Annotated in this window: 11 protein-coding genes and 1 pseudogene; 3 read left to right on the forward strand and 9 right to left on the reverse strand. The window is 63.6% G+C overall.

Features of this window, described 5'->3' with window-relative positions:
* Positions 1–1,071 precede the first annotated feature (1,071 nt).
* Genes ACTJLC_RS31245 through ACTJLC_RS31255 form a run of 3 tightly spaced genes read left to right on the forward strand, consistent with a single transcriptional unit; the run spans position 1,072 to position 2,953 of the window.
* The gene (locus ACTJLC_RS31245; RefSeq protein ID WP_073431888.1) at positions 1,072–1,524 is read left to right on the forward strand and encodes a hypothetical protein; all 453 of its coding nucleotides are present in this window, start codon (positions 1,072–1,074) and stop codon (positions 1,522–1,524) included.
* Positions 1,525–1,533: 9 nt separating this feature from the next.
* Complete coding sequence (locus ACTJLC_RS31250; protein WP_073431889.1) at positions 1,534–2,238, forward strand: nucleotide-binding protein; 705 nt, start codon at positions 1,534–1,536, stop codon at positions 2,236–2,238.
* Positions 2,231–2,953 carry a hypothetical protein gene (locus ACTJLC_RS31255; protein ID WP_083086309.1) on the forward strand — a complete coding sequence of 241 codons (723 nt, stop codon included), beginning with the start codon at positions 2,231–2,233 and terminating at the stop codon, positions 2,951–2,953. Before ACTJLC_RS31250 ends, ACTJLC_RS31255 begins: the two co-directional genes overlap by 8 nt.
* A gap of 268 nt (positions 2,954–3,221) precedes the next feature.
* Here ACTJLC_RS31255 and ACTJLC_RS31260 read toward each other — a convergent pair whose 3' ends face one another.
* From ACTJLC_RS31260 to ACTJLC_RS31300, 9 genes and pseudogenes are all read right to left on the reverse strand, one after another.
* Positions 3,222–3,404, reverse strand: coding sequence for a DUF6900 domain-containing protein (locus ACTJLC_RS31260; RefSeq protein ID WP_073431891.1), 183 nt, complete (start codon positions 3,402–3,404; stop codon positions 3,222–3,224).
* 149 nt (positions 3,405–3,553) lie between these two features.
* Complete coding sequence (locus ACTJLC_RS31265; protein WP_073431892.1) at positions 3,554–3,799, reverse strand: hypothetical protein; 246 nt, start codon at positions 3,797–3,799, stop codon at positions 3,554–3,556.
* Positions 3,800–3,894: 95 nt separating this feature from the next.
* Positions 3,895–6,153: a ParB/RepB/Spo0J family partition protein gene (locus tag ACTJLC_RS31270; RefSeq protein WP_440846309.1), complete on the reverse strand. Its 2,259-nt coding sequence runs from the start codon at positions 6,151–6,153 to the stop codon at positions 3,895–3,897.
* A gap of 124 nt (positions 6,154–6,277) precedes the next feature.
* Positions 6,278–7,111, reverse strand: a complete 834-nt coding sequence (locus ACTJLC_RS31275) for a DUF932 domain-containing protein (RefSeq protein ID WP_083086313.1) — start codon at positions 7,109–7,111, stop codon at positions 6,278–6,280.
* A 1,437-nt stretch (positions 7,112–8,548) separates the two neighbouring features.
* Positions 8,549–9,160, reverse strand: a complete 612-nt coding sequence (locus ACTJLC_RS31280) for an SET domain-containing protein (protein WP_440846311.1) — start codon at positions 9,158–9,160, stop codon at positions 8,549–8,551.
* Positions 9,161–9,348: 188 nt separating this feature from the next.
* Positions 9,349–9,539, reverse strand: a pseudogene (locus ACTJLC_RS31285) (hypothetical protein).
* A gap of 522 nt (positions 9,540–10,061) precedes the next feature.
* Positions 10,062–10,484: a hypothetical protein gene (locus ACTJLC_RS31290; RefSeq protein WP_083086316.1), complete on the reverse strand. Its 423-nt coding sequence runs from the start codon at positions 10,482–10,484 to the stop codon at positions 10,062–10,064.
* A 515-nt stretch (positions 10,485–10,999) separates the two neighbouring features.
* Positions 11,000–11,335 (reverse strand): helix-turn-helix domain-containing protein, encoded by a 336-nt coding sequence (locus tag ACTJLC_RS31295; RefSeq protein ID WP_440846314.1) that lies wholly within the window; start codon positions 11,333–11,335, stop codon positions 11,000–11,002.
* Positions 11,229–11,729: a cupin domain-containing protein gene (locus ACTJLC_RS31300; RefSeq protein WP_318558873.1), complete on the reverse strand. Its 501-nt coding sequence runs from the start codon at positions 11,727–11,729 to the stop codon at positions 11,229–11,231. Before ACTJLC_RS31300 ends, ACTJLC_RS31295 begins: the two co-directional genes overlap by 107 nt.
* Positions 11,730–11,989 lie beyond the last annotated feature (260 nt).

Here is an 11,989-nt window from a genome sequence, read left to right on the forward strand (position 1 = left end):
TTCACGGCGGATCCTTCGACACTGGGTGATCAGTAACCGATGAAAGACCGACCTTTTAACCCTGAAAACACGACATTTGTATTTGGCTGCCGCCACGACATCTTGAAATGGCCTCGACACCAAAATGGCATAACTGTGACGACTTCTCAGCTCCTTAACTCCGCTCGAGACGGCGAGCTATTCCGGTGGCCACGAATACAGTTCGCCATATTCTCGTTGATCTGATCGATCACATTACCGGAATACGCAACGGAATTTCCGTCGATGCGAGGGCGCTTGTTGGCAAGCGAAAGGTTACTGAGGTCGCGACCATGGTCATCTAGTAGAAGTGCGTTGCACATGACGCCCAAAACCGGCGATAGCCTATCCTGCAATACCGTGTTTTCAGTGCGCATTTTGTCGCCCCGCGTAAACGTTCTGCGTTAAGATTCCCGTCGCCGCGTAAACGTCCGTTCAGGCCCTGCACCATCGTGTGCGAATGGGTGAGCAAAGGCGTTGCGCAGAGGTCTTCCTTCTGGAGTAAACGGCATGCGCATGCCTGTGCGTTAAAGGATGCGTAACCCGTGCGTGATGCTTTCGCGTTCAGGTGTCAATCGCGTGCGTAAAGCGTTCGTGCCGTTGTGTGCATGTCTTTCGAATGAGCACGCGTGTAACGTGTTCAGGGTCGGCACGGCTGCGTGCGTATCAGCTTCGCTGACGGTGTCGAAGGCTGTGCGCGTGACTGACGCATTGATGTTCGATTCGCTACGCTTGTGCGCGTCCTGAGTTCCCCTTGTTCGATGTGCATACGCTGCGTACTGCTGGTCGACGTCCGTGCGTCACCGGGGACGATGCCGGTCGAACAGCATGCGTGTCAGGAGTAAGCCGGGATGCGTAACGAAGGATGTGTCGCACGCGTACGACAGACGCGAAAAAGTGCGTTGTTCTCACGGGTTCCCGTCGCTTCCCAGGTGTTCCCATGTGCGCTTGCCATGCGGAAAAGGGTGGTTGACGCGTGTGCCCGCTGTGCGCAGGATGGTGTGGAGGTGGTGCGAACGGTGATGCGTAATGGTGTGCGCAGGAGGGTGATTCATGCCTGTCGCGAGGGTCTATACAAAATCGCAATGGGAGGCGTTCGCCCGCGCGCTCGATGCGCTACCTGAGAAGCCCGAGGCTGAACATGGCGTCACGGTGCGCGATGCGATGAAAGACATGCGCGCACGCGTACGCGCGGCGCAGGCGAAGGGCTACACACTGGAGCAGATCGCGGAGCAGGCGAAACCGCACGGCATCGACATCACGGCGGGAACGATCCGATACGCGCTGCGCACAGCCGGGAGGGGCAGCGGTGCCGGGAATGGCGCAGGCCCTTCACCGGGCGCGCGCGCGGCAGGGCAGGCAGGCGTCGCAGCGGTGCGTCAGCGCGATGCGCCGCCGCCCAGGAATCGGGTCCGCAAGGCCGGGGGAAAGACCGTAACCAGACAACCCACGCCGGTGCAGGGCACGCTCGGATTTGCAATCCGGCCCGACACCGACGATCTGTAGGGAGCCGCCATGAACACGACAGTCGACATGACAGTCAATCCCATCTATCTCGTCGGCGGAGGCAAGGGCGGTGTCGGCAAGAGCGTGGTTGCGCTTGCGCTCGTGGATCACCTGCAACGCCGGGGCGTGAACACGGTTCTGGTGGAAAACGATACATCGAACCCGGACGTGATGCGCGCGGTGCACGATGAAATCGATTGCGCATCATTCGATCTGGACACGGCGGGCGGCTGGATCGACATGGTGAACTACTGCGACGCGCATCGCGATGCGGTCGTGGTGGTCAGCACGGCGGCACGCAATCAGGACGGCGTCACGCGATACGGCGCGACACTGGGCAGTACGCTTGATGAACTCGGACGGCGGCTCGTCGTGTTCTGGGTCATCAACCGGCAGCGCGACAGTCTTGAACTGCTGCGGCAGTTCAGCGATACGTTCCCCGATGCGACCGTGCATGTCGTGCGCAATGGCCTGTACGGTACGGCTGAACGCTTCGTGCTGTATCACGATTCGAAGCTGCGCAAGACTACCGAGGCGAAGGGCCGCTCGCTGGATTTTCCGGAACTGGCCGACCGCGTTGCGGATGACCTGCGCAGCCAGCGGCTGTCGGTACGCAAGGCGGTTGAGACGCTGCCCATCGGGCAGCGCGCGGAACTGCTGCGCTGGCGGGCTTGCTATGACGCGATGTTCGCGCAGGTGACAGGCGATGCGTGAGCGGCGTACGCGGGGCGCCCGCCCGCCTGATCCGCTCGCGCGGCTGTTTCTCGAAGTGAGCGGCGAGTTGCCGGACGACGCAAGCCTGCTGCGCATGCGCCGCGTGTCGGCGGCGCTGAACCTGCGTGACAACGATGCACTGTGGTCAGTGCTGGCGGCGCTCGAATACTACGTGCGTCTGTACGAGGCGATGCCGGAGCGCATCCGGCAGGCGGGCACGGGCGGCGTCGATGCGGCGCACGCCGAAGCGCAGGCGGCGACGCAGGCGCTGATGGTGCAGCATCGCGACGCGCTTGCACGCTGCAAGGAAACGATCACACTGGCGGAGAAGATGACCGCCGAGCACGAGGTGCGCTACCGGGCAGCGCTTGCTGCGCTGAACGATGAGGCGCTCGCTACGCTCACCCAGCGGGCGGCGAACCGGATTGGGCGTGCTGCCGGAAACCGGCTCGTCGCGGCGACGGCGGTCGCGGCACGTGAACAGCGGCAACGGCTCGATGCGGCGCTTGTGTCATTCGAGCGGGTCGCTGTGCGGCGGTTCGCGAGGGCGTGCTACGGGCTGGTGGCTGGCGGACTGGCGGTGATGCTGCTGGCGGCTCTCGCCGGCGGCGTGGCAGGGTGGTGGGCAGGGGACCACTGGGTGCGGGCAGACGGCCTGCTGTCTGCCCGGACAGGCTACGTCGCGCCGGGATCACCTTCCGTCAAGCCGCAATGAATCACGAAGCGCGTCAGTCAGGGTTTGCCGTGCGCGAAGCCCCACTGGCGGCACATCCTGCTGCTGATTTTCCTGGCCGGCTGCTTCTGCATGACGCTGGCGACGGCGTCGGACAGGGTCAGTCCAAAGGTCAGGCTGTTGTGAACTTCGTCGGTAAGGCGGCGAGCGTGCGGCGACCGTGACGACTGTCGGAAAAAGCCCGGACGGTCTGCGTTTCGGCACCTGTCGTATTGGAGACCACCCGAATGGCGAGCGGCTGGGGTCGTGTTCAGGCTGCACCGGATTTCGCGCTAGCGACACCGGCCTGGTAAGCCGCTTCAAGCGCTGCCCTGATGGACCAGACTGCAGTATCGTAGAAATCGAGCCGGTTGGAGTGGCGGGTTTCGAGGGTTTCCACGCAAAGTATCCTTGTGGCGATTTCGGCAAGCCGCTGCCTTGCGGGGAAGGTCAGAAGCGTTTACGGCGATCTCCCGGTTGGGTTGTGACGACATCATTCACGCGTTGTTTCGGAGGAACTTCAAGGGTTTTTTGTCCGGACCGGCTGCACCGCGCGGGCAGGCTCCCGGTTCAGGCAGGCGGCGGCCTGTCTGCCTGCGCGGATCAGGCCCCGGCGGCGTCGCCGTCGATGAACGCTGCGGCGCGGCGGAGCATGCGAGCCGCCGCGTCGTGCTGGTCGAAGGCAATCATCGGAGTGCTGTAGCCTTCATCGCGGGCGCGCAGCAATGCCATGTCGTAATGGCGCCCGTGTTGGTACTGCGTGCTGGTTGCTTCGACGGAAGTGAGGAAAAGATCGGGCGAACCCGCGGCGTTGGTCGCGAGCACGACCATGCGGATATGGTTGAACATGACGGACTCTCCGGTTCAGGTGGGATGCGCAGGCGGCAGGGCGTGATGGGGTGCCGCTCCGCCTGCGCTGCCCCGTTGCCAGGGCGGGGGCGGGGTTACGCCGCGAGCGGGCCGGATTGCCCGGTACTCACGGTGCCTATGCTGTCAGCGGTCGGGAAAGGCCTCGGTGACTGCTCGCTAGCGGAGGCGGGCGCGGCGCACGCATCGGGCGCGGTGTCATTGACGTGTTCCGTGCCGTGACCGGCATCTGTTTCCGTGTCGGCGTCCTCGCCTTCCGGCGTTTCTTCCGCATCGGCTCCGGTGTCCGCACCGTCGGTCCCGGCCTCATCCTCATCCTCAGCGTCGTCGCGGCTCTCCCATGAGGGTGCGGCAGGGATTTCCCGGTCGGTGAAGATTTCGGGCACCCAGGCGACTTTCGCGAGCCGCAGTTCGGCGGCGGCTGCAGCGTCAGCCTTCTTCATCTTGTCGAGGTCGGCTGCGGCCTTCGGCGATACGGCGGCAGCGACGACTTCGGCAATGCGCGCCTTGCTGACATGGTCGAAATACGTGGCGCGGGTGGGCGTCCAGTACCCGGTCATGTCGAGGTTCAGCGCACCTACGAGCGCGTTGATTGCATGCGGCCTTTCTTCGCCCGCGATCCCATCAAGCAGGGTGCCGGTGCAGAACGCGAGCAGATCGAGCAGCGTCGTGCCGGGATCCTGCTGGACGAGCCAGGGCAGCAGGTCGGCCGGTTTCGCGGGCAGTTCCGCGATCCATCGCGCGCGTTGGGTCTCGATGGCGCTCCATGCGGGGCTGGTGTCCAGGTCGTCTGCGGCGCGCAGCAGTCCGTCGTGATTGTTCGTACCGGTCAGGGCGAGGAAGTCACGCGCGGACGTGTGCCCGAAGTGCCCGGGCAGCGCCTTCGGGACCAGGTGATGCAGCAGTGCGGCGAGCGCCACGGCGGGCTGTGCGGCTAGTTCCGCGCGCATGGCGGCGGTGCGGTGCGCGGTGAGGCGCTGGCAGAGCTTTGCGCTGTGGACCGGTTTGACCTTCGGGGTTGTTGCGCACACCGCATCGTGCGCTTCGGCTTCGGGCGTGCCGGTGACATGCGCACCTGCGGCTTCGAGCGCGTCGGCGTTCTCGCGGCGCACGAGGCCGCGCTCGATGACGAGTTCGCCCTGCGGCCCGACGATGACGAACGCACCGGCTTCGGTCATCTGCTGTTCGTCCCATACCAGTGCGACGCTTTCGAGCCCGATGAGGGCGGCATTGACGCGCTCGATCTCGTCGTTCAGCCGGTCCGCTTCCGCGTAGGCGTTTTCGTCATCCTCCGACAGCGCCTCCAGCTTTTCGGCGAGTTCGTCCTGCTGCGCGGTGAGCGCGTCCATCTGCCGCTGTTCGTCGTCGGTGTACGGACGCTGGACCGGACGCAGCCTGCCATAGCGGTTCAGTTCGAGAAAGTCGCGCTCGACGCGTGTTTCAATCCAGCCCCATCCTTCTGCGCGCACTTCCTCTGCGGCGGCGTCGAGCTTCTGCGCGACGAGCTTCTGCAACAGTTCGGCATCGGCAATGTACCCGGCGTTTTCGTCGTCGCTGAACAGATCGCGGCGAACGTAGCCGCCCGCTGCTTCGTAGACGGCAACGCCGACGAAGCGCACGAGCCGGCTGCGGCTCGCGTCGATCTCGGCGCGCGTGATGGCCTGCCGCAGATAGTTGGGCTGGCGTTGCCAGTCGTTCGCATCGAACCAGATGTGTTCCTGCGTTTCGTGATCGTCCGCGAGCGCGAGGGCCGCAAGCTGGTCGAGCGTGATCGCATCCTCGCGCAGCAGCGCGAGCAGCTTTGGTGACACGTTGGCGAGCTTCATGCGGCGCCTGACGGTGAGCGGCGACGCGGAGAACAGCGCAGCGATGTAATCGACGCTGCGCCCTTCCTCGGCCAGCATCCGGTACGCGCGCAGCACGTCGAACGGGTCGAGCCCTTCACGTTCGCTGTTCTCAATCAGCGAAATGGCGAGGGCTTCGCCTTCGCTGACGATGCGCACCGGTACCGGATAGTTCGCAGCGATGTGCTTCTGTTCGAACAGCAGGTCGAGCGCGGCCTCGCGGCGCTGGCCCGCGCAGACACCGTAGCGGCGCTGCTTGCCGCGTCCGCCCTTCATTTCGTGAACGACGAGATTCTGCAAAAGGCCCTTGGCGCGGATGTTGGCGGCGAGGCCCGGAATACCCGAAAGGGGTTTGGTGCGGGCGTTGAGTGGCGAGGGCCGCAGGCTCGAATACGGCACGGTGATGACGGGCTGCTCGTTGCCGAAACTGGTTTCGAGCGGCGATGCGGTTTCAGTGGCTTCTGCCACGGCGGCTTCAACTTGGGCTTGCATGACTGACTCCAGAAGGTTGGAAAGAAGGTTCCGGGTCGGATGCTGCTGGACGCATCAGGACTTGACCCGAAGAGGAGTCCTGATCGAATTGGGGGGCGGCGCGGAAACGCCGCCCCTGCGGTACTTACGCCTTCATCTGGCGCATCGCTTCGGCGAGCATCCACAGCGCACGGTTCAGTTTCACGTTCTGGTCGATGCCGGTGATGGGGCGGGTGGACATGGAGCGTCCGCTGCGCGAACGCCCATGTAGCCCGCCTTTGGTGAGGTTTTCCTGGACTCTTTGAAACACTGTCCAGAGGTCGTCCCGGCGATCTTCGAAGCGGCGCGGGGCGAGCAGGCTGCTTTCGGTGATGGGAGCGGGCGTTTCTGCGTCGGTCGGCTCGTAGCGCAGCGCAAGCGCGGAGCGCGCGAACGCGTGCTGTTCGTCGTGCTCGAGCGTGAGGGTCTTCATGCCGTCTTTCTGTTCGCGGATCAGGTCGAAGCCGTCGAGCACGTCGAACGCGCCGTTGATGACGTTCTGCACGATGTTGCCCTTGTGGGGGACGCGGATATCGCGCACGGTGTCCCCGGCCACCATGCCGTTCTGGCAGACAAACCGGTAGGCACCAGCCAGCATCTGGTAGCTGCTCGTACCGTCGTGCGAGTTGAGCAGGATGATTTCGTTGGCTTCTTCGCCGGTGATTTCGTCGGCGTGCCGCATGCGGATCATGTGCCTGGTGAATTCGCGGCGGTCGTCGTGGCGTACGCGCGTCTGGCAGACCATGAACGGCTGGAAGCCTTCGTTGCGCAGGCCGCGCAGCACGTTGATGGTGGGGATGTAGGTGTAGCGCTCGGAGCGGCTTTCGTGCTTGCCGTCCGCGAAGATGGACGGGGCGACGCGGCGGATCTGGTCGTCCGACAGGGGGGAGTCGGAGCGGAGCATCGGCGAGCCGTAACGGAAAGAGGAAGCGAGTTGCATGGCACTCTCCACAACAAAAGAGGTTGATCGGTGTTGCGCTGACCGGGCTCCAAGATTCCGCCCCGTTGTAAGGGTTGGGCTCGTCCTGGTGGAACCCGGGGTTGGCTTTACCGCCGCCAGTCTCCTGAGTTCGCGCCCGTGCGACTCAAGGAGCCGGTGGCGGGCAAACGTCAAGGAAAAAAGGCGAGGGAGGGGTGCGGGCAACACGGTCCCTCGCCCCTTGATGTTTGCCCGCCATCGGCTACGGTCGCGGGTGTCGGGCGGGAACCCAGGAGACTGGTGGATGCGAAGCGTCGGGTTTCACCGGGATGAGCCGCCGCGCGGCGAGCGCGAATGTGGAGGCCGCCTGCGGCCTTCACCTGACTGGGGGTTAAAGGTCTTGGGTGTCGGGGGTTGAGGTTTTGCGCCAGGGATTGAAGCCCGGGAGGGCCGGGACGCCGCCGGCGGCCCGGTGCGAAGCACGAAAGCCCGCCCGCAGCGCGGCGCGGGGGCGCCCAGTGAGGGTTTCAGGACTGCGATAACACAGCCTGCTGCACCGAACCACTGACACTGGTCGTTGAGGACAACGCCATGACAGGCGGTGGCGACATTCGGCTGGACACGCCCCTTTGCGACGAGATCTTCAAGGTATGTACGAACAGATAGCCTATGCCCGCGCCTGTACCTGCCGACAGAGCCGGCATCGCCCGCGTCGTTGCTAGAATGCCGGACTGGAAAACAGACCCTTACGACCGATGCCTTTGCCAGCCGATGTTGAACTGCTCGCGGGTTTGAGTATGCATTCCCAGGGTGCTACACCGAAACCGCATGGCCCGGCGCCCAGCCGTTCACGGACCAGCGCGTTCGCCGGATCGCGTATCAGGTTCCGGGACCACGAACTCATGGTGGTCGAGATTGGACCGTTCGCGCATGCGCAGGGCGTCACCGTGACATTTCGCGCGCGATCGGTGGGCGCGCAGGCCGTACGGGTGGGCGCAATCATCAAGACTCGCTGGGAGGTTTGCGAAGTAGTGGCCTGAACAGTGAGCAGGCGGGAGATCCCATGCCGATTGCTCACGCGTGGCTAAAGCGTGCACACGAATGCGACCTAAAGCGACCGACCGGGTTCGCATGCTGACGCAGATTCTTGCGGCGTTCGGGCAGATCGTGATGACGTCTTTGGCGTTCGAGGTTCAGCAGATCGGGAGGCAGGCGCATCGCCCGCACGGGGGAACTCTGGGGAGGGCTGTGCGAAGCACAGCCCGCGTGCGACATGGATTCTCCTGACCAACGCGCTCGCAGGCAGCCGGACGGGATCGGCGGTGTCGACCATGCTCATGCCGGAAGTGTCAGTGTTCTCCCCCGGCGTTGCCCGGGAGGTTCACGTCGGGCACGACGCCCTGTGAATTCCGCTGCTCCATGACGAAGCAGCATCGGGAGCTTCCCGCTATGCGTCGATCAGCGTGTCCGTGATGGTCGTTCGAATGTGGATTGCGGCCCGTGTTGCCACATCCGCATGCACACTGTCCTCGACCAGCTCACGGGCAGGCGCTGAAATATGCTCTTTCCATGACCGCTTTCCCGTCTGGCCAGCATGGTTCCCCGGCAGTCCGGCGCGCCGCAGTGGCAGGCGTACCGCTTCCGAAGCAGACGGGTGTGCCGTCCTTCGACGAAGAGCGCGTAATCGATGCACAGTTCTTCGCCGGCGGGCACCGGGTTCACGGTGCGAATGAAGATCCGGCCGTCGCGGTCCGCGGCTTCACAGTTGGGACGGCATGCATGGTTGATCCATCTGGCACTGTTACCGCCGATCGCCCCGTCGATGACGGTACCGTTGCCGACGTCGAAGTAGAAGGTGTGATCCGGCTGTGCCGGATCGCGCGGGTGACGGAGCAGAGCCTCGTCCCATGAGATCCGTTCGCCCAGGTACTCACAGATGAGTTCGCCGGCCACAAGCGCGCACGTCGCGAACACCCCTCTGCCGTGAACGGGCGACCGCCGCACAGTAATCCGGCTGCGGGGACGCAGGACATTGGCATGTTTCACCGGGAAGGTATCAAGGGCGTTCATCAGGGGCATCGTCGATACGGTTGCTGGGGCCGACGTAATCGACCCGCGGAAGAAACATGGATTGCACGACCGAAATTTCCGTTGCAGCCGGTGCAGCGTGTTACCTACGTCAACGCAGACGATGGCAGGGAAACAGCCGCGCGGCGTTAACCGGGCGGCGGAGCAGTTGGCCGTGTGGCCGGGAAGCGCTACAGTATTCTCAGGTCACGGATCCTGCCGATCTGGGGTGACCGTTTCAGGATCAGGTCTGCGATGAATTCGGCGAGCAGGCGCGTGGAATGTTCGCGGGGACGTCGTCGACCCGATGCGAGGTGATACGCGCGATAAAGTCATTGGGGGCGCTTGCCAGACTGTGCTCAAAACTGACTCGGTACTCCATGATCAGCCGCGCTCCGACGGATATTCTCTGTGCTACTGATTCTATCAGCAGTTGGCGTGACGATTGGTGATCGAGCAGCCGGCTTCCGGCGAATGCAGAGAGAGAGGGGAGCTCCAATGGCCGGCGAAATTCCGAGGTTAAGACTCCGCCTGTGCAAAGTGTTGCAGCGGGGCGCATAGCCAGAAAGGCACTGCACGACGCCAGCATACATATCGAGGAAGCGGGAGGAGCCGTGCCCGGGCAGTTTCACGGCCTTATCGGACGTGCTCGCGCTACTTACTTGTGCGGTACCCGGACCCGGGACAATGACTCGTTCGCAAGGGACCTGCCGCCCGGGGGAGGCGCGGGCGGATCGCCTGTCCATATACCCGCACCAAGCTGACTGGTCTCACGACGCACGGTGTCCTTCGGTCTGGCAGGGTGCTCGGTCTGAAATCCAGATCGTGGCCCAGAGGCAGCGTGGCGTGAGTTCTTCCTGTGTATCGGACGATGGCCCGACGTGTGCGTCGGGGACCTGGCGATTCAGATGTCTTCATCGTCGTTTGGCGCAATCGGCGACAACGCGTCGGTGGCAAGAAAAACGTTCAACTGTTCATTGGCTTGTGTAATCCGATGCGAGGGGAGTGTCGAGAGCTGTTCGTCGTGCAGCGACAAAACGTGTTCAAGGGCTCGCCCGTCAGCTTCAGGTAGCGACCAGTCGCTTGCGGCCTTGATGCGCGCCGCGATAGCGTGCAGCGCTGCCTCGGAGATCCGGAAAGATCCGAGGGAGCGACGACCATTCAACGTCGCATGAACGAAATAGGCGAGGTACACGGTCCTGAACAACCGGCCGATCAGTTCGATATTGCAGTTCCCGGAGCGCAACGCGGCAAGAGCCAGATGGTGCTCGAGTGAGCGACGACGCCAGATCGTCGCCGGGAGCGGCAACAACATGTCGCGCGTCATCGGCCGCCTACCGCCAGACTGCTTGGACTTGCGTTGTCTTGGAGTCGGTTCCATAGAATAATTTTCAGTCTGTCGGCGCATTTTACGGCACGCACAAGACCCGCAGGCCGCGGCTGCAACAGGGGCGTGGCAATCGTGCGGGTCAAGAAAAAGTTCCGGGATGCAGTTTTCCCGCCGCCCGCAAAATAATCGTTCTTCCTGATCGGCCTTCAGACCGCGCGCTGGCTTCGATTAGGCGCCTAGACGTCAGGATCGGATACCCAGATATTCAGCGGATGGTCACCGTTGAACGCGATGCCGGCGTTCGCCAGCAGATGCGTGTGAACGGCCGGTGCTTCATGCTAGCGCTGGCTAGGGGACGTTGCAGGCGGTGTCGTTTCGTTGCATGAAGAAGGATTCCGGTGGGATGGGCGCAGGAGATCCGAAGCAGGAGCAAAGGCGAACGTGCGAGCCATGTCCGGTCTGCCGCTATTATGCCCGGCAAGCACACAGCACCGTCCGCAGCGCGATCCCGACTAATCGGCGAACGTCCGCATTGTGCGCACGTCACAGCGCATGAATACAGCTGAGGGGAGTAAATTAGCAGGAAGTCGCTGGCAATGCCGCAGAGCGTGACGTCGCAGTTCGCCCTCACGCGTACGGGGGCCGCCGGCGGCCATACTGGCGGGGGGGGCGCACTTCATAATCCGTTTGAAGGCTGCGCTGAAGGACTTTTCCGATTCGTACCCGGGCGCGAGGCCGATTTCAGCGACCGAGTCGCGCGAGTGCGTCAGCCTGGCAGTGGCCAAGGTCATACGCCAACGCGTCAGATAGTCCGTCGGCGAGAGCCCGACGAATTCCTTGAACCGGATGGCGAAACTCGTGCGCGACATGCTCGGCCAGCGCTTGTAGAGTCCATTTCGCCCCGGGCGTCTCGTGCATGGCGTTGATCGCCGTGCGTTTCCGTTTATCCGTGAGCGCGAAAAGCCAGCCGACGGCTTCGTTACGCGCGCCTGCAAGCTGCAACCGCAACGCTTGCACGAGCACGAGGGTAGCCAACTGCTGCGCGACGATGCCGCTGCCCGGCTGCGCTTCGCGCAACTCCTCTCTCATGTGCTCGATACGCCATCGCAGCGTTGACGGGCCTAATTCCTCCCGAACGTGGATGACCGGGGGGAGCACGTTTAAAAGCAGATCGGCCTGACCGTCGGCCAGCGTGAAATATCCGCCGACGCTGAGGAATTCGCCGCCGCCGTTGTGGGTCACGATACGGCCCCTTGACCTGCGGGACGAGTGTATCGAACTGTTCGGCGGCCCCCCGGTGCGTATCGTCGAGCGATTCGCGGCTGCCGCCGTCGGTGCGGATCAGCGCGCCATCGAGACGTTCGGCGAGGCACTCGGAACGAAAGTAAGCGACTCGGCCCGACCGTTTCCCGATGCTGATTTTTCCAAAGCATGATGGGCGCGTTTAGATTGACGGAGCCAGTCAGCCATGTCGAACGCAGGGGCGCGAGCCCATCCCCATC

It is taken from the genome of Paraburkholderia sp. 22099, assembly GCF_052045835.1.
Classification (GTDB): Bacteria; Pseudomonadota; Gammaproteobacteria; order Burkholderiales; family Burkholderiaceae; genus Paraburkholderia; species Paraburkholderia terricola.